18 protein-coding genes are annotated in these 18,474 nt (G+C 40.2%); 14 read left to right on the forward strand and 4 right to left on the reverse strand.

Annotated features, from left to right (window positions below; genetic code table 11):
- Positions 1–11: 11 nt before the first annotated feature.
- Genes H5158_RS08990 through H5158_RS09005 form a run of 4 tightly spaced genes read left to right on the forward strand, consistent with a single transcriptional unit; the run spans position 12 to position 3,012 of the window.
- The gene (locus H5158_RS08990; protein WP_182718381.1) at positions 12–635 is read left to right on the forward strand and encodes a flavin prenyltransferase UbiX; all 624 of its coding nucleotides are present in this window, start codon (positions 12–14) and stop codon (positions 633–635) included.
- A complete protein-coding gene (locus tag H5158_RS08995) occupies positions 632–1,564 on the forward strand; it encodes an ABC transporter ATP-binding protein (RefSeq protein WP_145235104.1) in 933 nt (310 codons plus the stop codon). The genes H5158_RS08990 and H5158_RS08995 overlap by 4 nt, the downstream gene beginning before the upstream one ends.
- The gene (locus tag H5158_RS09000; RefSeq protein ID WP_145235106.1) at positions 1,565–2,332 is read left to right on the forward strand and encodes an ABC transporter permease; all 768 of its coding nucleotides are present in this window, start codon (positions 1,565–1,567) and stop codon (positions 2,330–2,332) included.
- A complete protein-coding gene (locus H5158_RS09005) occupies positions 2,332–3,012 on the forward strand; it encodes a tRNA (guanosine(46)-N(7))-methyltransferase TrmB (RefSeq protein ID WP_182718380.1) in 681 nt (226 codons plus the stop codon). Before H5158_RS09000 ends, H5158_RS09005 begins: the two co-directional genes overlap by 1 nt.
- 55 nt (positions 3,013–3,067) lie before the next feature.
- On the opposite strand, the gene H5158_RS09010 is transcribed toward H5158_RS09005, so the two are convergent.
- The gene (locus H5158_RS09010) at positions 3,068–4,951 is read right to left on the reverse strand and encodes a bifunctional diguanylate cyclase/phosphodiesterase (RefSeq protein ID WP_182718379.1); all 1,884 of its coding nucleotides are present in this window, start codon (positions 4,949–4,951) and stop codon (positions 3,068–3,070) included.
- Between the two features lie 273 nt (positions 4,952–5,224).
- On the opposite strand from H5158_RS09010, the gene panP reads away from it, so the two are divergent.
- Positions 5,225–6,853: a pyridoxal-dependent aspartate 1-decarboxylase PanP gene (gene panP, locus H5158_RS09015; protein WP_182739878.1), complete on the forward strand. Its 1,629-nt coding sequence runs from the start codon at positions 5,225–5,227 to the stop codon at positions 6,851–6,853.
- A gap of 60 nt (positions 6,854–6,913) precedes the next feature.
- Here panP and argE read toward each other — a convergent pair whose 3' ends face one another.
- Entirely contained in the window at positions 6,914–8,062 is a 1,149-nt protein-coding gene (gene argE, locus H5158_RS09020) for an acetylornithine deacetylase (RefSeq protein ID WP_182718378.1), read from the reverse strand.
- 214 nt (positions 8,063–8,276) lie between these two features.
- Here argE and argC point away from each other — a divergent pair, with 214 nt between their 5' ends.
- From argC to H5158_RS09060, 8 genes are all read left to right on the forward strand, one after another.
- A complete protein-coding gene (gene argC / locus H5158_RS09025; RefSeq protein ID WP_145235116.1) occupies positions 8,277–9,281 on the forward strand; it encodes an N-acetyl-gamma-glutamyl-phosphate reductase in 1,005 nt (334 codons plus the stop codon).
- A 6-nt stretch (positions 9,282–9,287) separates the two neighbouring features.
- Complete coding sequence (gene argB / locus H5158_RS09030) at positions 9,288–10,049, forward strand: acetylglutamate kinase (protein ID WP_182739879.1); 762 nt, start codon at positions 9,288–9,290, stop codon at positions 10,047–10,049.
- Between the two features lie 7 nt (positions 10,050–10,056).
- Positions 10,057–10,977 carry an ornithine carbamoyltransferase gene (locus H5158_RS09035; RefSeq protein WP_145235120.1) on the forward strand — a complete coding sequence of 307 codons (921 nt, stop codon included), beginning with the start codon at positions 10,057–10,059 and terminating at the stop codon, positions 10,975–10,977.
- A 10-nt stretch (positions 10,978–10,987) separates the two neighbouring features.
- Positions 10,988–12,190: an argininosuccinate synthase gene (locus H5158_RS09040; protein WP_145235122.1), complete on the forward strand. Its 1,203-nt coding sequence runs from the start codon at positions 10,988–10,990 to the stop codon at positions 12,188–12,190.
- A gap of 57 nt (positions 12,191–12,247) precedes the next feature.
- A complete protein-coding gene (argH, locus tag H5158_RS09045) occupies positions 12,248–14,113 on the forward strand; it encodes an argininosuccinate lyase (RefSeq protein ID WP_149981380.1) in 1,866 nt (621 codons plus the stop codon).
- Positions 14,114–14,386: 273 nt separating this feature from the next.
- Positions 14,387–14,596, forward strand: coding sequence for a hypothetical protein (locus H5158_RS09050; protein WP_149981379.1), 210 nt, complete (start codon positions 14,387–14,389; stop codon positions 14,594–14,596).
- A 7-nt stretch (positions 14,597–14,603) separates the two neighbouring features.
- Positions 14,604–15,137 (forward strand): hypothetical protein, encoded by a 534-nt coding sequence (locus tag H5158_RS09055; protein WP_149981378.1) that lies wholly within the window; start codon positions 14,604–14,606, stop codon positions 15,135–15,137.
- 63 nt (positions 15,138–15,200) lie between these two features.
- Complete coding sequence (locus H5158_RS09060) at positions 15,201–15,665, forward strand: hypothetical protein (RefSeq protein WP_182739880.1); 465 nt, start codon at positions 15,201–15,203, stop codon at positions 15,663–15,665.
- Here H5158_RS09060 and H5158_RS09065 read toward each other — a convergent pair.
- A complete protein-coding gene (locus H5158_RS09065) occupies positions 15,662–17,056 on the reverse strand; it encodes a capsule assembly Wzi family protein (protein ID WP_182739881.1) in 1,395 nt (464 codons plus the stop codon). The genes H5158_RS09060 and H5158_RS09065 overlap by 4 nt on opposite strands.
- Positions 17,053–17,535, reverse strand: coding sequence for a pantetheine-phosphate adenylyltransferase (gene coaD / locus H5158_RS09070; protein WP_145235133.1), 483 nt, complete (start codon positions 17,533–17,535; stop codon positions 17,053–17,055). The genes H5158_RS09065 and coaD overlap by 4 nt, the downstream gene beginning before the upstream one ends.
- Positions 17,536–17,785: 250 nt before the next feature.
- On the opposite strand from coaD, the gene H5158_RS09075 reads away from it, so the two are divergent.
- Positions 17,786–18,436: a TetR/AcrR family transcriptional regulator gene (locus tag H5158_RS09075; protein WP_149981376.1), complete on the forward strand. Its 651-nt coding sequence runs from the start codon at positions 17,786–17,788 to the stop codon at positions 18,434–18,436.
- Positions 18,437–18,474 lie beyond the last annotated feature (38 nt).

Genomic DNA, 18,474 nt, shown 5'->3' on the forward strand with positions numbered 1-18,474 from the left:
CCGGAGCGACAGTGCAATATAAAGAAACCATAACGCTGGCCTTTAGTGGTGCGTCAGGCGCGCCATATGGCTTACGATTACTTGAAGTATTGCTCGCGCAGCAGTTTCGCGTGTATGTATTGATCTCAAGCGCGGCGCGTGTAGTGCTAGATACTGAATCAAACATTAAATTATCAGCCAATGAAGATAAAGCCACCGAACAATTAAGTAGCTTATTTAAATCACAGCCAGGGCAGTTACAAGTATTTGGTAAAGATAACTGGTTTAGCCCTGTGGCGTCTGGCTCTGCAGCGCCGAAAAAAATGGTCGTGTGCCCGTGTAGTGCAGGCTCGGTCTCTGCAATAGCGATGGGGGCCTCTGATAATTTATTAGAGCGCGCCGCTGATGTCGTGATTAAAGAGCGTGGTCAGTTAATTTTAGTGCCACGAGAAACGCCATTTAGTGAAATCCATCTAGAAAACATGCTAAAGCTCGCAAAGCTCGGGGTAACAATTATGCCAGCTGCACCGGGGTTTTATCATCAACCGCAAACCATTAACGACTTAGTTGATTTTATGGTTGCACGTATTTTAGATCATTTAAATATTGCACACACACTAACTAAACGTTGGGGTTATGGGGAGGGTAAATCATGAGTAAAGCATTGGCTTTGAATATTGAAGGCCTTACCAAAGTATATAAAAATGGTGTTGAAGCCGTTAAAGGCGTTGATCTAAAAGTATATGAAGGTGATTTTTTTGCCTTGTTAGGCCCAAATGGCGCGGGTAAGTCAACTACCATTGGGGTGATCTCATCATTGGTTAATAAAACCAAAGGCTTAGTAGAGGTGTTTGGTCACAACATAGATTCAGATTTAGAAGCCGCTAAATCACAACTAGGCTTAGTGCCACAAGAGTTTAACTTTAGCCAGTTTGAAACGTTGACGCAAATACTGGTAAATCAAGCGGGTTATTACGGAGTTCCCCGTAAGGTGGCGCATCAACGAGCGGATAAATATTTAGCGCAATTAGGCTTACTTGAAAAGAAAGACAAACAAGCACGAACACTATCAGGTGGCATGAAACGTCGTTTAATGATTGCTCGCGCGTTAATGCATGAACCAAAACTGCTAATTTTAGATGAGCCAACCGCCGGTGTAGATATTGAATTACGCCGTTCGATGTGGGATTTTTTAAGACAAATTAATGAGCAGGGGGTGACGATTATTCTCACCACCCATTACTTAGAAGAAGCCGAACTGCTGTGTAAAAATATCGCGATTATTGATTCCGGCATTATCGTTGAAAACACCACCATTAAAGCACTGCTTGCCAAACTAGATAAAGAAACCTTTATTCTTGATTTAAAACAGCCTGTCCAGCCGGTTACCGTTACGCTTGATGGTTATAAGTTTACTATGGCTGATGATCATACTATTGAGGTTGAAGTAGCCAAATCACAGGGCTTGAATGCAGTATTTACAGCATTAACCGAGCAGGGCAATACCGTGCTTAGCATGCGTAATAAAGCTAACCGATTAGAAGAGTTGTTTGTAGGTTTACTAGAGCAAGGGCGGGGCAAGTAGATGTTTAAATATGGCGTAGCCTTAAAGAGTTTATGGTTTAAAGAGTGCATTCGATTTTTGCGTATCTGGGTACAAACACTCGTACCACCGGCAATCACTATGAGTTTGTACTTTGTGATTTTCGGTAATCTTATAGGCTCTCGTATTGGTGATATGGGGGGCTTTAGTTATATGGAGTTTATTGTGCCGGGTCTTATCATGATGTCGGTGATCACTAATTCGTATTCTAATGTGGCATCAAGCTTTTATTCAACCAAGTTTCAAAAAAGTATTGAAGAGCTGTTAGTTGCACCCGTGCCTAATTATATCATTGTGCTTGGCTATATGGGCGGTGGTATGACCCGTGGCATGCTGGTGGGATTAATTGTTACGTGTGTGTCGTTATTATTTGTGGATATTCAAATCCATAATATTTTTGTGATCATCGCGACAGTAATTTTAACTTCTGCGGTATTTGCTTTAGGCGGTTTGATCAATGCTATTTATGCTAATAGCTTTGACGATATCAGTATAATTCCGACCTTTATTTTAACGCCATTGACCTATCTAGGTGGTGTGTTTTACTCAATCACTTTATTGCCAGAGTTTTGGCAAGGCGTATCGCAGGTTAATCCAATTATTTATATGGTTAATGCCTTTAGGTATGGTTTCTTAGGCGTGTCGGATGTTGATTTAACGGTCGCATTTGGCGTGTTGTTATTATTTATTACAGCCTTATTTATATTAGCTTTAACGTTAATTAAAAAAGGTGTGGGGTTAAGACACTAATGAGTGATGCAAATTCACGAAGTATTGTATCGAATCAACAAGGCTTACATGAAAAGCTGGATGATATAGTTAATAAGCATTTAGCTGCCCAGTTTAAAAAACCCATTGCAGCTCATACGCAAACGGCGTTTGATCAAGTAAATGAAAAAGTGCAGGCTTTTAATGGGCCCATTATTTTAGATTCGTGTTGTGGGGTAGGTGAAAGCACCGCTAATTTAGCGAAACGACATCCTGATGCGTTAGTTATAGGTATTGATAAGTCATCGCATCGTTTAGATAAGCATGACATTGAATATAAACAAACCGATTCAGGTCAGTACATTTTAGTGCAAGCCGATTTAAATGACTTTTGGCGACTCGCAGTGGCGGCTAATTGGCAACCCACACATCATTATTTGCTGTATCCAAATCCGTGGCCAAAAGCGAAGCATATTCAACGTCGCTGGCATGGCGCTGCTATTTTTCCATTTATCGTTAAATTAGGTGGGCTGTTAGAAGTTCGCAGCAATTGGGATATTTATGTGAAAGAGTTTGCTCAAGCACTCAAACTCACCGGACATGACTGCACAGTAGAGCTTTATCAAAATGATTTGGCAGTTACGCCATTTGAACGTAAATATTGGGCAAGTGGTCAACAAAGTCACCGTTTAGTAATTAATTTAGATCCTGGCTCGAAATAAAAATTAAGTATTTTATAACTTAATGTTTTCGTAAATCTCTTAACCTGAGTTTAGGTTAAGAGATTGGATACGGTTGGTTTTTATTTGCAGTAATATGTGGCACAGGCTCGGCAAAGTAATAGCCTTGCATTAGTGTCACATTAGCTTTTTTAAGCGCGTTGGCGATAGGCTTACTCTCTACATGCTCAGCAATTAGCTGTAAGTTGAGTTGCTTAGCAAAGCTGGCAATATGCTCAATATATAAATAAATATCTTTATCGTTGATAATTTGCTTGATCAAACTACCATCAAGCTTAATGCCATCTACTTCTAATTTTAGTACATTAGATATATTCGAATAACCTGTACCAAAATCATCAATTATTACCCGTACACCACGATTTTTAACCATGGTTATAAATGCTTTTACCTCAGAAAAATTTGCGATAGCTTCGGTTTCCAATAGTTCTAGGGTGATATTACTCGGTAGTGGATAGCGTTTAAATTCGTTTTCTAAAAATTCAGCAAGGCTTGGGTCAAGCATATCTTGGGCTGTGATATTGATGCTCCAGCACGTACTGGTTTTTCTAAATCGTGCAAAGCATTGTGTGAGCATTGTGCGGGTGAGCATTCCATCCATGCGAGAGCGATTAACGACATCTAAGAATGATTCTGGTTTTAGGACTTCCCCGTGACAGGTGATCATGCGAGCCAAACATTCATACTGAATAATGGCATTCGTTTCATTATCATAAATTGCCTGAAAATAAGGCACAATTCTATTGTTCTCAAATGCTTCACGCACTTCTTTTGCCATTGCTACATTGTACTGATATTGGTTTTTTACATCATGGAGTGCGCTTGAGTAATTAATCACAGTGCGGCGACCTTGTTTAGCTTGTAATGCGGCAATATGAGCATTTTCAAGTAACATTGATTTATTGCCACTGGCGATGCCTGCGCACAAGGTGATGTATATAAAAGGGTCGGTAAGTAATGGGGTACTGCAATTATAAGCTTGGATCACCTCGAGAAAACCTGCATTATCTTTACCAAAAGGAGCGATGAGGACTATTTTGTTGGTCGTTAGACGAAACATCTGGCTACCCGCAGGGCGGCGCTTTTTGAAGTGTTGCAACAAGTTTTTCATAACGCGGTCGCCTACTTCTGTACCATAAAAACTGCTTATATCTTCAACTTCATTTACCCAAATAACAGCAAGTTGCAGATGATGATTAGGGGAGTTTTTAATATAATATTCAAGTGCAATATGATTGGCAAAGCCACTACTGGTATCGGTTGAAATCGCACGTTTCAATAAATACACATAAATACCGGCAACCAACAGAGCAATAAAAAAGAAAAACATAGCCATGCCCGCAGCTTTAGATACACTTTGCGCTAATCGCTGATTGAGATCGTATATGGTGATATCGGCCCCAGTTAAATAGGTGACTCCATTGGCATCGACAAAAGGGACAAAAATTGTTTTAAAATGCCCCCATTGATCTTTTGAAATTTCAAACACTGGCTCTGTTGAATAAAACGCGCCAATATTAGCGGCAGTTGCTTCAGGGTATAGATCGAGTAATTGGGTGATTTTACCGGTATTTTGATCGTTCTGAGTGTAACTCGATGCACTAAAATGTACATTACCGTCTTTTAAAACCATGGCATATACATAAGCGATATTTAACGCATTAGCAAACTCTGAAAGTTGCCGGCTTTTTTGTTGGTATTCGGTTGATGATATATATTGGCCTGCATTGATTTTTTGATGGTATTCATCACCAAGCATATGCTTAACGCTTAATGCCGCATTGAGTAATCGAGTATCAACGCTGTGCATAATATCGTTACGAGTGCTGTTGTAGGTGTAATAGATGTAGCTCAATAAACTGATAAAAAACAGCATGAAACCCGCGATTATCCAATTTGTCCGTAAATTTGTATTTATCATGCTCTTCCTTGATTTATTAGCCCTTCTATTATACAAAAAAAGGCTGTATCGCCTATAAAAATATAGTTAGTTATTTGAATGATAAATATTAATCAAATTATCATTAATTTGTCATGCAATTGGCTACTTTTGTGGCTTTATACGAGACATTTCAACTCTATTACAGTAGAGTTAACGCATTTCGTGGAATCATTGTAGTTTTGGCGTTATTAGTAATGGAGTTCCTAGAGATGGATCTTCAGCTAAACAAAGCTACATTTACTGGGTATAAAGATGGATCAAAAGCGTTGTGCCGTCGCCTCTAAAGAAACTCTGATGCGTATATTTACTGTGCCTGAAGCACCAGACTCAACTTTGAGTAAAATCGAACTTGAGATCTCAAGCAATTTAGCAGGTTTTTTGAATGAGAACATAGCGGCAATTGAAAAGCCATTGCATGAGATTGAAAAAGATTTTCAATCGGCAGCAATCCCAGAAGATCCGACTTTTGTATCTGCTTATGCGCAAGATATTATGGAGCAACTTGTCGCTCATTCAGTGCATACCGCTGCGCCAAGCTTTATTGGGCACATGACGTCAGCATTACCGCATTTTGTATTGCCACTTTCTAAGTTGATGGTTGGTCTTAATCAAAACTTAGTAAAAATAGAAACCTCCAAAGCATTTACTCCACTTGAGCGCCAAGTGCTTGGTATGATGCATCATTTGGCATACGGGCAAGATGACAGTTTTTATAGCAAATGGATGCACAGTGCGAAAACGTCGCTAGGTGCGTTTTGTTCGGGTGGCACAATCGCCAATATTACCGCATTGTGGATTGCTCGTAATCGCTTACTGAAAGCGGACGGCGAATTTAAAGGGATTGGTTCACAAGGTTTGATCAGTGCCATGTTGCATTATGGATATAAAGGCCTTGCAGTACTTATTTCTGAACGTGGCCATTACTCGCTAGGAAAATCAGCTGATTTACTTGGCATTGGTCGTGATAACTTTATTGCCATTAAAACTGCAGATAACAATAAGGTTGATGTTGATGCAATGCGCGCCAAAGCCCATGAGCTAGCAGCGCAAGGTATAAAAGTGGTGGCGATTGTTGGGGTAGCCGGCACGACTGAAACTGGCAATATTGATCCTCTTGATGCTATGGCTGATTTAAGCGCTGAACTCAACTGCCATTTTCATGTCGATGCAGCATGGGGAGGAGCTACGCTGCTTTCTAATACATATCGCTCGTTACTGAAAGGCATTGAGCGAGCAGATTCAATTACCGTCGATGCTCATAAACAAATGTATGTGCCAATGGGCGCTGGGTTAGTGCTATTTAAAGATCCTACAGCTACGGATGCTATAGAACATCATGCAGAATACATCTTACGTAAAGGATCAAAAGATTTAGGTAGTCATACGCTTGAAGGTAGTCGTCCTGGTATGGCGATGTTAGTGCATGCTTGCTTACGCGTTATTGGCCGTAAAGGCTACGAAATCTTAATAGATAAAGGGATTGAAAAAGCCCGCTACTTTGCTGATTTAGTGAAAGCAGATGATGACTTTGAGCTGATCTCAGAACCTGAGTTATGTTTACTGACATACCGTTATGTGCCAAAACAGATAAAACAAAAAATAGCTCAAGCAGATGAACAAACGCGTTTGGATATCTTTGCCTCGTTAAATCGTTTTACTGCCAGTATGCAAAAACGTCAACGTGAAGCCGGTCGTTCCTTTGTATCCCGTACCCGTTTAACTCCCGCGCAGTATGATCATCAACCTACAGTGGTATTCAGAGTCGTACTTGCAAATCCGCTGACATCAGAGAGTATTTTAAAAGATATACTTGCTGAGCAAAAAGAGCTGGCTAAAACAGATCCTGTATTTAAGAAATACCTTAGTAAATACATGGACTGAGCAGTAACAGTTGCGTTATTCCCAGATTGCGTGGGGATAACGCAAGCAGCACTTTCTTTGTTAGCTAAAACACGATGTTCTGATCATTTCAGTGATAATATGTTGAGATGGTTTAATTTTTTCCATCGCCAAAAATTCATCGGGTTGGTGAGCCTGATTAATTGAACCCGGTCCCATCACAATCGTTTCACAGCCCAATTGTTGAATAAATGGCGCTTCAGTACAGTAGTTCACTGCAACTGCTTGCTCTCCTGATATTTTTTCTGCCAGTTTAACTAATGCCGAATCAGTACTGCCGGTAAACGCGGGGATTGGCTCGTGCATATCCATCACACTGACTGAATCGGGATATTGGTTATTGATCTCTGTAGCTATTTTTAACAGCATCATTTGCAGTTCTTGCACACTTAGACCCGGTAAAGGGCGCATATCAATATGCATTTCACAGCAGCCACATATGCGATTTGCATTATCGCCACCATGAATGTGTCCTAGATTTAAAGTAGGGTAAGGAATAACAAAATGCTCAACTGCATATTTATTCTTTAATTGCTCTTTTAAAGTTAACAGTTTTGCAATAACTTTATGCATCACTTCAATGGCATTTAAACCACGTTCAGGATCAGAGCTATGTCCGGAACGACCGACTACGCGAATCGCGCTGCTCATATGTCCTTTATGTGTGAAAACAGGCGTCATATCAGTAGGTTCACCAATAATACACCGAGCTGGCTTTAAGTTTTTATGCTGACAAACTTGCTGTGCACCGGCCATGGTGGTTTCTTCGTCGGCAGTAGCTAGAATCAAAATTGGCTGTGTTTGAATATTCTTATCTAGTTCACTGATTGCCTGTAATACAAAAGCGAAAAAACCTTTCATATCAATACTGCCTAGACCATATAATTTATTGTTATCTTCACTTAATTTAAACGGATTATAGTTCCAACGACTATCATCAAATGGGACTGTATCGGTATGACCGGCAAGCATTAAACCACCATCTCCCTGGCCACGTTTTGCGAGTAAGTTAAAACGACCTTTAGGGCCCGACAACTCAGTAATTTCACATTCAAATCCAAGACTTGTACACCAAGTAGCTAATAAATCGATCACCCCTTTATTGCTCATAGACAATGACTCATCCATGGCACTAATTGAAGGTGCAGCAATCAATTGCTGATACATAGATAAAAAAGACGGTAATGACATAAAAAAATCCAAAATAAGTATTCAATCTAATTGCATAACAATATAAAAGTATTTATGATGAATATCAATTCACTTTTTAAGCATAAATATATTAAAGCGACGCAATGAATATAAAACGACGATAACCAGATTTCATTCATAAAATAGTGTTTTATGCACTGTTAAACCCGATTTGAATATATATGTAGTAACAAAAAACCAAAAAGAGTAACGAATGAAAGTAGTGATTATTGGCGCAAGTGGCTATAGCGGCGCAGAATTAGCAAGTTTGGTAGTAAAACACCCGCAATTAACCTTAGCTGGTTGCTATGTATCTGAGCAAAGCTTAGATAAGGGTAAATTATTAAGTGACTTGTATCCTGAGCATTTAGGTTTGCTTGATTCTCCTTTATTGCCTCTTAGTGATAGCGCTTATAACGATATTGAAAAGTCGGCCGATTTTGTATGTTTGTGTACTGATCATAAAGTGAGTGTTGACTTAGCGCCACGTTTTTTAAGCATGGGCAAAAAAGTATTTGATTTATCGGGTGGCTACCGTTTAAGCAGTAATGAAGATTATCAAACCTATTATGGTTTTGCGCATCAACATACGGAATTACTAAGTGAAGCGGCTTACGGATTGGCTGAATGGAATAGTGAAGCAATCGCCAAGGCGCAGTTAGTCGCTGTGGCTGGTTGCTATCCAACAGCAGCGCTGAATGCGTTAAAACCATTGCAACAAGCCGGCTTATTAGCCGAGCAAACCATTATTATTAATGCTGTATCGGGTGTAACCGGTGCGGGGCGTAAAGCTAGTGTAGCCACGCATTTTTGTGAAGTGTCGTTAGCACCTTATGGATTGTTTAATCATAGACACAGTCCTGAGATTGAGCAGCATTTAGGTCACAAGGTGCTATTTACGCCGCATTTAGGTAATTTTCCACGCGGTATTTTAGAAACTATTTATGTGCAATTGAAACCTGGAGTTACACCAGAGCAAGTTACACAAGCTTATCAAGTGCTTGCTGATGAGCCACTGATCAGATTGCTTGGTAATAAAATGCCATCAATTAAAGGAGTTGCAAAGCAGCCTTACGTTGATATTGCATGGCAGCAGCAAGGTACGCAGCTAATTGTGATGGCAGCTATTGATAACTTATTAAAAGGTGCTGCAGGGCAAGCATTGCAGTGCATTAATTTAGCCATGGGTATTGCCCATAGTACAGGTTTAAAAGGGTAGTTAGTAATGCAAACATGGGTCATTAAACTCGGTGGTGCAGTACTCAATACAGAAGACGCGGCTAAAGCGTTATTTGAGGCGCTTGCATCGCAAACTCAAGCACAATTTGTCATCGTTCATGGTGGCGGTTCACTAGTTGATAATTGGTTGACTGAGGCTGGTTTTGCTAGTGCGAAACATCAAGGTTTACGCATCAGTCCAAAAGAGCAAATGCCTTATATTGTTGGCGCGCTTGCGGGGTGTGCTAATAAACAATTAATGAGCCAAGCAATTATCGCAGGTCATAAACCGGTCGGGCTTAGTTTATACGAAGCGGGCATTATTTCGTCACAAAAACTCAAAGCGCTTGGTCAAGTTGGTAATTGTGACGGCGGTGTGCAAAGTGTGATACCGGAGTTATTAAAACTTGGTCGTTTACCTCTGGTCAGCTCTATCGGTTTTGGTGAAGATGGCCTTTGGTATAACGTAAACGCTGATGAAGCGGCGGCGGCAATAGCTAAAGAGCTTAATGCGGAAATTATTTTTATGACTGATGTAGAAGCTGTACTTGATGCAAATAAACGGCCGTTACATCAACTTGACACAAACCAGATCAATACTTTAATTGCAGAAGGAGTAATTTTGGGTGGGATGGAGGTCAAAGTTAAGACCAGCCTTCTTGCTGCCCAGCACTTACGACGTGGCGTTTACATTTCGAGCTGGCAAAAGCCAGAAAACTTAATTGCTCTACTCGCGGGTGAGCACGTCGGAACAAAAATTACACCATAGGTTTTATATGTTTAATCATTTTTTATCGGGTCTAGAGTTAGACCAACAAGGCGCACTTAAATTACTTAACTTAGCGCAAAAAATTAAAGCTAACCCAGCTGATTTTAGTCAAGCACTGGCTGGCAAATCGGTGGTTACTTTATTTGAAAAACCAAGCTTACGTACGCGTTTATCATTTGATATAGGTATTAATAAGTTAGGTGGACATGCGGTGTATCTTGATTCACAAAATGGCGCCATGGGCGCACGTGAATCAGTAAAAGACTTTGCATTGAACATTGCCAGTTGGGCTGACGGTATTGTGGCGCGGGTATATCAGCATAAAACATTAACCACACTTGCTGAATTTTCAAGCGTACCTGTGGTCAACAGTTTGTGCGATTTATATCATCCATGCCAAGCACTTGCTGACTTTCTAACACTGCAAGAAGTATATGGCGATGTAAGCCAGCTAAAATTAGCTTATTTAGGTGAAGGCAACAACGTAACGCATTCACTGATGTTACTTGCGGCTACTTTAGGCACCGATTTTGTTGCCGTATGCCCTAAAGGCAGTTCACCAGACTCGCAAATTTTAAAGCAGGCTGAGCAAATTGCCGCAATGAATGGTGCATCAGTGATGGTGAGTGATCGTGTTGAAGCGGCTGTAGGCGCTAACGCAGTGTATGCCGATACATGGGTATCAATGGGCGATGATACGCCACTTGAACAAGTAAAAGAAAAGTACATGCCGTATCAATTAAATGCGGCGTTGCTTAAACAGACTGGGGCTGACACTGTACTGCATTGCCAGCCAGCACACCGTGAATTTGAAATTACTTCTGAGGTAATGGATGGTCCGGCGTCAAAAATTATACAACAAGCAGAAAACCGTATGCATGCGCAAAACGCATTGCTTGTTTCATTATTAAATCCAAATTTTGTGTAAGGTATCACCAATGAGTTCTATTAAAAAAGTTGTATTAGCCTATTCTGGTGGTTTAGATACGTCAGCCATCGTGCCATGGTTAAAAGAAAACTACGGTTGTGAAGTTATCGCGTTTGTGGCCGATGTAGGTCAAGGTGCTGAAGAACTTGAAGGCGTTGAAGCAAAAGCGATCGCATCTGGTGCTTCTGAATGTTATGTAGTTGACTTAAAAGACGAAATGGTAAGTGATTATATTTACCCAACGTTAAAAACCGGTTCAATTTACGAAGGTACTTATTTATTAGGTACGTCAATGGCACGTCCTATTATTGCTAAAGCGCAAGTTGAGATTGCTCGTAAAGTAGGCGCTGATGCACTTTCTCATGGTTGTACAGGTAAAGGTAATGACCAAGTGCGCTTTGAATCTTGTTTTGCGGCCCTTGCGCCTGATCTTCAAGTTATTGCGCCATGGCGTGAGTGGGACTTATCAAGCCGTGAGTCATTACTTGATTACTTGGCAGAGCGTAATATTCCATGTTCTGCATCGGCAACTAAAATCTACAGCCGTGATGCAAACGCATGGCATATTTCTCACGAAGGTGGCGAGCTTGAAGATCCGTGGTGTCAACCAAGTGAGCAAGTGTGGACTTGGACTAGCTCACCAGAGCAAGCACCCAATGAGCCTGAATTTGTTACCTTAAACGTGGTTGAAGGTGAAGTTGTTGCTGTCAATGGCGAGCAGCTTAAACCGTATGACTGTCTAGTTAAACTTAATGATATTGCATCCCCGCATGGTGTTGGTCGTGTTGATATCGTTGAAAACCGTTTAGTGGGCATGAAATCCCGTGGCTGTTATGAAACCCCTGGTGGCACAGTGATCATGGCGGCATTACAAGCGATTGATGAGTTAGTACTTGATAAAGCAAGCCGCAAATGGAAAGAAGTACTGGGCGGCGAGTTTTCACATTTAGTCTATGACGGTCGTTGGTTTACACCACTTAAAGATTCAATCTTAGCGGGCGCAGAAGCGTTATCAACAGTTGCTACTGGCGAAGTTATTCTTAAGCTTTATAAAGGCCAGGTAACAGCGGTTCAGAAAAAATCACCTAATAGCTTATACAGCGAAGATTTTGCAACGTTTGGTGCAGATGATGTTTACGACCAATCGCATGCTGAAGGCTTTATTCGTTTATTCTCGCTTTCAAGCAGAATTTCAGCACTAGCGAAGAAGTAATTTTACTACAGCCCCGTAACAATAAGGCGGGGCAATTTCAGGGTTTGGAGAGATTTCATGGCATTATGGGGCGGACGTTTTTCTACGGGTCCAGATGAGGCGTTTAAACAATTTAACGACTCACTTCCCTTCGATTATCAACTCGCAGAGCAAGATATAGTTGGCTCTGTAGCGTGGGCAGGTGCCCTTAAGCAGGTTGATGTATTAAGTAGTGACGAACACAAAAAGTTAGTCGCTGCATTATATGAATTACTCGACGAAGTAAAAGCTGATCCACAAGCAGTGGCAACGTCAGGAGCTGAAGATATTCACTCACATGTTGAAGCTGCATTGATCGAAAAAGTGGGTGACTTAGCTAAAAAATTACATACCGGACGTAGTCGTAACGATCAGGTCGCTACTGACTTTCGTTTATGGTGTCGTGATACCGCCGCTCACATACTTACGGCGCTTGGTCAGTTAAAAGGTGAGTTTATCGCTTTAGCTGAACGTGAGCTGGGCACTATCTTACCTGGTTATACCCATTTACAACGTGCTCAGCCATTGTTGTTTAGTCATTGGTGTATGGCTTACGTGGAAATGATCGAACGTGATGAAAGCCGTTTAGCAGATGCTAAAGCGCGAATGAATTTTTGCCCTTTGGGCAGTGGGGCACTTGCCGGTACTGCGTACCCAATTGATCGGCAAGCACTTGCCGTGGGGTTAGGTTTTACCGCTGCGACTAAAAATAGTTTAGATGCCGTATCAGATCGTGACTTTGTGGTTGAGCTATTAAGCTGTGCATCAATCTCTATGATCCATTTATCGCGTATGTCAGAAGATTTGATCTTTTATAATTCGGGTGAAGCGGGTTTCATTGAGTTAGCAGATAATGTTACTTCAGGCTCATCATTGATGCCACAAAAGAAGAACCCCGATGCGCTAGAGCTTATTCGCGGCAAAACAGGGCGTGTATTTGGTGCCTTTAGTGCCATGATGATGACGTTAAAAGCACTGCCACTTGCTTATAATAAAGATATGCAAGAAGATAAAGAAGGCTTATTTGATGCCATGCCAACGTGGCTAGCTTGTATTCATATGGCGCAAGCGTGTATCAAAGGTATAAAAGTAAATGGCGAGCGAACGCTAGCTGCTGCGAAAGGCGGGCACTCCAACGCTACAGAGCTTGCTGACTATTTAGTCGCCAAAGGGATCCCTTTTAGGGAAGGTCATCATATTGTTGGTGTGTTGGTACAAATGGCTATCGCACAAGGGAATAACTTAGAAGATTTAAGTTTAGAACAATTCCAATCGGTGCATAGTATTTTTGCACAGGACGTATATGCTGTACTAGAGATAGACGCATGTATAAAAGCGCGCCAAGCACTTGGTGGTACATCTTTAGAGCAAGTTACAGTTGCAGTTAAAGATGCCAAAAAAAAACAGCAAATAACAGTTCGTGACGCTAATCTTGACGATGTAGAGTCAATTGCTAAATTGATCCAGCACTGGGCTACGGTAGGTGAAAATTTACCGCGTGCTAAAAGCGACATGGTACATTCAATCAATGAGTTTGCGGTTACCGAAGTTGCTGGAGAAGTCGCGGGCTGCGCATCACTGTATATTTATGATACTGGTCTTGCTGAAATTCGTTCTTTAGGGATAGATCCTGAAACCGGTATTACTGGGCAAGGTCGTCAGTTAGTTGAACATTTATTAGTTAAAGCCAAAAAATTGGCACTCAATCGCATCATTGTTTTGACGCGAGTACCTGATTTCTTTGAAAAACAAGGTTTCACATTCTGTACCAAAGACAGCTTACCGGAAAAGGTAATGAAAGATTGTGAACTGTGTTTACGCAGAGACAATTGTGACGAAGTCGCGATGGAATTTATTTTGAAGCAAAGTCGGAACGCGGAGATCCCGTGTAAAAATGTAGCTTAAAATCCCTGGATATAAAAAACGTACGGTTATCCCTGTGCGTTTTTTTATGCCTTATCATATCTGGTATGACCTGTTGTGTGGGATGCGCTGTAGCAAATAAAAGATCAAAAAAGATCGTTTTTTAAAATGTTGGATCAGTAATTGCTTATTACTAGATGTAAGATGGCTCAGCGTGAGTTCATCTTTAAAAGCGCCAAGCAGTTATCAGAGCGTTAAAAACAGTGGCTTATTTAATAAGTCATTTATTCAACATTTATTGAAAGGATTAATCTTATGCAAGTTACAGCTAACAGCCAATTACAAATGCAAGCATACAATAATATGCAACAATCAAAGCCAGCACTTGAACAAAGCGCTAGTAATAAAACCCTACAATCTGATACAGTGTCTATATCTAATGAAGCCTTACTAGCGGCTAAAGGTGAAGCTGAAATCCAGCGCGGTGGTGGGGTGATGCTTCCTCGAGATAAAAGGCCTCAATAGGAGTGAAATGTTTTTAACTGAACAATTTGGTTTTTTCTCCCTTTCTGCATTGAGTGCTTGGGGGTTTTTAATGGCATTTTTTTTTAATATCTTTATATACTCTATAGATGTTAAAAGAAAAACTACGCTGTTAATCAGTTCATTTATTATGATGATCTCCTATATGGCAGGGGATCATTTCTTTACATGGCTATCTTCTACTGCAGTCACATATATGCATTGGGCATTATATGATTTTGTGACATTACTATGTTTGGCGGGATGCTATCTCGTTATAAAGAACTCTACACCGTCATTTATTTATCTTGTCTGCGGTTTGTCTATAAATATCCTATTGTTTGTTTCTGTGTATTTAGATGTTCAGGTTTATGAAAATTCAACTTATTGGATTCTTTGGGACATATACTCTTTTGGTGTAAATATCATTGATTTTACAATGATAGTAGCCTTGATTGTCGATCGTGACATTTTAGGTTTAATTAGGCTTAAAAATGCAATTAAAGCATTATTTAAAACACATCACATAAAACACTCCATTTAGCCTATGTTTATAAATGACGTAGTTGGTCCGTACATCGGTGTATTTATCGAGTGGGGATTCTTAATGGTCTTTTTATTAAATTGGGTACTGTACATAAATAACCCCAATAAAAGCATAGTAATACTTTCATTTATAATGGCCGTTTCTTATATAACGAGCGAGCTCTTATATTTAGTGTATTCAATTTATTTGAACTGGTTTATATACGATTTGCTTACTCTTACATGCATTGGATTGTTGATAAGATATCAAAAGATTAGCCCCTCTCCAGTTACTTGCTATATTATGTGTGGGCTTATCTTAAATGCGATTTTAATTGCCGCAATTTATTGCGATATCTATGTGCGTTTAAATTCTGAGCCTTGGTGGCTTTGGTCAGTTTATTCTTTTGGTGTCAATATATGCGATGTGATAATGATAACAGCCTTAGCTATAAATAAAGATTTTTTAGGCTTAAGCAAATTATTACAAAAAGCTAGTATAATCAAGGGCCTAAATAAAAATCAGGCCCTTGTTTCGAAAACTTAAAACCGGTATTCCCAGCTGGTTTTTAATGCGCTGTTGGTATCAGACTCGTTAGCAAGTTCGTCTTTATACACTGAGCCGCTGATCTTCCATAAACCACTAAAAATAGCCTGCTGATAACCAAGCTCTAATTGTAAGCGTTCAAACGTTTCGGCGACTTGGGTCAAGTCGGTGATGTCAGTTTTAAACCAACGTAACTTCGCATAGCCGCCATAACCGTTCATAGTATGATAATGCGCACCTAATACTGCTGATTTACTTTGCTGTGGTGTTGCAGAGCCAATTAACCGATCTTTATGATTATAGGCTTGGGCATAATTAATAAATGCTTCATTAGCATCGTCACAACTAAGTTGGGCTGTACAATCTTGTTGTGTATTTGAATATTCAAAATAGGTTTTTAGTAATTGCTCTTGGCCGCCAAAAAAGCTCTCAACGCCAATTGTATAAAAAGCATCACTTGGCGCTAAGCCACTGTCATTTTTTCCCATTATCTCGGTGTAAAATGCAATCGGTTGCTCTGCTATAGTAGTTGAGTATTTGGCATCTAAGCTTGTTAAGCGTTGCTTATTTGTTATTACTTCCAGCGTATTAGGATTTACTTCTGTATTGGTTAAATAGTCAGAGCCCGCTGAGCTAAATGCAACCTCAAGTCCTGGTAGTGGTGTGCTGGCAAAGCGCATAGCCCAGTAGTCGCCTTTTTCACCATTACTTAAATGTGGTTTTTGTTTTGCGTAAATACCAGTCAACTGCCAGTTACCAATGAATGATAGCCAGCTTGGGCCGACATATTGGGTGTTAGCACGGTTAATTCTTAGCCCTTTCATTGGTGCGGCATTATTCGACAGTAGTAATGCATTGTCGTTACCTGGCCCCCACCAATGGCTTACTTGTTCGGCGCTAACAGACCAATTGCCCATTAATACTGCTAAGTAGCTGCCATGATAGTTTATGTGTTCATCATCAAGTGCCTGATCAGCGTAATTAACACTTACTTTGGCGCTAACACGGTCGCCAGTGATAGAGCCATAGCTATTAATGCCACTTTTTTGTTGATCGCGTTTGCCAAAGCTTTGTTGCAAAGCCGGCTCACTATTGTAGTTAAGCCTCACACCAGAGCTACTGCCTTGTTTAGCGTTCTCTAAGGCATGTTTTACGTGTTGATAAGCAAATCGACTTTGTGTTGATAAACTGCTGCTTTCAATTGTATTTAAATCTCTGGCAATGCCTTGCCACATCAAGGGATAACTATTGATCGGTTGTTTAATCACGCCTTGGTTAAAGAGCATCTCAATTGAGGCTCGTAATAAAGGGTCGTCACTTTCAATCCAAGGTGATGCAAACGCGGGTGTGGCAATCACAACAAGGGTGCTTAAATAGATATTTAACTTCATCCGTGTAACTTTTCCTGTAATGCTTTTACTACAATAGGGTGTACAAACTCACTGACATCGCCTTTATGACGCGCGACTTCTTTAACTAGGGTTGAAGAGATAAATGAGTTCTTTTCAGCTGGGGTTAAAAAAACACTCTCTAAATCAGGATTTAAACGACGATTCATATTGGCAAGCTGAAACTCATAATCAAAGTCAGACACCGCACGAATACCGCGGATCAGTACATTCGCACTATGATCGCGTGCTAAATCAGCTAATAATCCAGAAAAACCGATCACGCTAACGTTATCTAAATGAGTGAGTAAACTATTGGCAATTGCTACCCGCTCATCTAGGCTAAAGCAGGGTTTTTTACTAGGATTGTGAGCAACTGCAACAATTACAGTATCAAACATTTTAGCTGCCCGCTGAATCAGATCTGTGTGTCCATTGGTTAATGGATCAAAGGTGCCAGGATAAATTGCGGTGACTTTCATAAATATCATCTTAGTGTTATTTTGAGGGTTATATTAACAGTCTTTGTTGTCCAGATCAGCCTGCAAATTGCGACTGCATATTTTCATTTGTAAATGAGTTTATTTCAATAAGAAACAATAACTACGAATTATGGATTAGAAATTTTCAAGGTGGTATTTTATTGGATTATATTTGTATATACTGCGCGGCTAATAATACTGAGTGAATTATGGGCATTTACTCTAATAAAAATAATCAGAGTAGCAGGATATGAGTACCAAGGATAAAATAATTACAACCAGCATAATGCTATTTAACCAACATGGCGAGCGTGCGGTCACAACCAACCATATCGCTTCACATATGGGCATCAGTCCCGGTAATCTTTATTATCACTTTAAAAATAAAGAAGACATTATTCGCCATATTTTTGCATTATATAGTAAGCATTTACACACTCAATTTGTGCCAATGGAAAAGCAGGATGAAGCACTAACACACTTAACTGGGTATCTTGATGCTTTGTTTGAGTTGATGTGGCGTTTTCATTTTTTCTATGACAATTTGGGTGACATTTTATCTCGCGACGAAGTACTGAAAAAAGATTATATTGAGTTTCAAGAGGCTTTGTTAAGTCAAGTGCGCGAAATTGTGATTGGCCTGCGTGAAGGTGGGATGATCGCAATTGATGATGAAGATACCGTTGAACTTGCTCATATGCTAAAAATCACCGTCAGTTTTTGGACTCCTTACATTAAAGCCAGACGGTTAAGCGGTGAGTTAATGCAGCAAGATATTTATAATGGTATTTTAAAAGTGTTAGCGCTTTTTAAAGCATTTGGTACCGAGCAAAGTATCCCAAAAATTAACTTGTTACGCGAAAAATACAGTAAATTAGCGGCACAAGCAGAGCCTGTTTAATTAAACGCAGCGGTTGTTTATTTCCTAGACGTTAGATT

The organism is Pseudoalteromonas sp. SR45-6, assembly GCF_014163545.1.
Lineage (GTDB): Bacteria > Pseudomonadota > Gammaproteobacteria > Enterobacterales > Alteromonadaceae > Pseudoalteromonas > Pseudoalteromonas rhizosphaerae.

Bases quoted from the DNA above. Each gene is read 5' to 3' on its own strand.
- H5158_RS08995 (WP_145235104.1), top strand. From the start codon at position 632: ATGAGTAAAGCATTGGCTTTGAATATTGAAGGCCTTACCAAAGTATAT.
- H5158_RS09000 (WP_145235106.1), top strand. From the start codon at position 1,565: ATGTTTAAATATGGCGTAGCCTTAAAGAGTTTATGGTTTAAAGAGTGC.
- H5158_RS09005 (WP_182718380.1), top strand. From the start codon at position 2,332: ATGAGTGATGCAAATTCACGAAGTATTGTATCGAATCAACAAGGCTTA.
- H5158_RS09010 (WP_182718379.1), bottom strand. From the start codon at position 4,951: ATGATAAATACAAATTTACGGACAAATTGGATAATCGCGGGTTTCATG.
- panP (WP_182739878.1), top strand. From the start codon at position 5,225: ATGGATCAAAAGCGTTGTGCCGTCGCCTCTAAAGAAACTCTGATGCGT.
- argE (WP_182718378.1), bottom strand. From the start codon at position 8,062: ATGTCATTACCGTCTTTTTTATCTATGTATCAGCAATTGATTGCTGCA.
- argC (WP_145235116.1), top strand. From the start codon at position 8,277: ATGAAAGTAGTGATTATTGGCGCAAGTGGCTATAGCGGCGCAGAATTA.
- argB (WP_182739879.1), top strand. From the start codon at position 9,288: ATGCAAACATGGGTCATTAAACTCGGTGGTGCAGTACTCAATACAGAA.
- H5158_RS09035 (WP_145235120.1), top strand. From the start codon at position 10,057: ATGTTTAATCATTTTTTATCGGGTCTAGAGTTAGACCAACAAGGCGCA.
- H5158_RS09040 (WP_145235122.1), top strand. From the start codon at position 10,988: ATGAGTTCTATTAAAAAAGTTGTATTAGCCTATTCTGGTGGTTTAGAT.
- argH (WP_149981380.1), top strand. From the start codon at position 12,248: ATGGCATTATGGGGCGGACGTTTTTCTACGGGTCCAGATGAGGCGTTT.
- H5158_RS09050 (WP_149981379.1), top strand. From the start codon at position 14,387: ATGCAAGTTACAGCTAACAGCCAATTACAAATGCAAGCATACAATAAT.
- H5158_RS09055 (WP_149981378.1), top strand. From the start codon at position 14,604: ATGTTTTTAACTGAACAATTTGGTTTTTTCTCCCTTTCTGCATTGAGT.
- H5158_RS09060 (WP_182739880.1), top strand. From the start codon at position 15,201: ATGGTCTTTTTATTAAATTGGGTACTGTACATAAATAACCCCAATAAA.
- H5158_RS09065 (WP_182739881.1), bottom strand. From the start codon at position 17,056: ATGAAGTTAAATATCTATTTAAGCACCCTTGTTGTGATTGCCACACCC.
- coaD (WP_145235133.1), bottom strand. From the start codon at position 17,535: ATGAAAGTCACCGCAATTTATCCTGGCACCTTTGATCCATTAACCAAT.
- H5158_RS09075 (WP_149981376.1), top strand. From the start codon at position 17,786: ATGAGTACCAAGGATAAAATAATTACAACCAGCATAATGCTATTTAAC.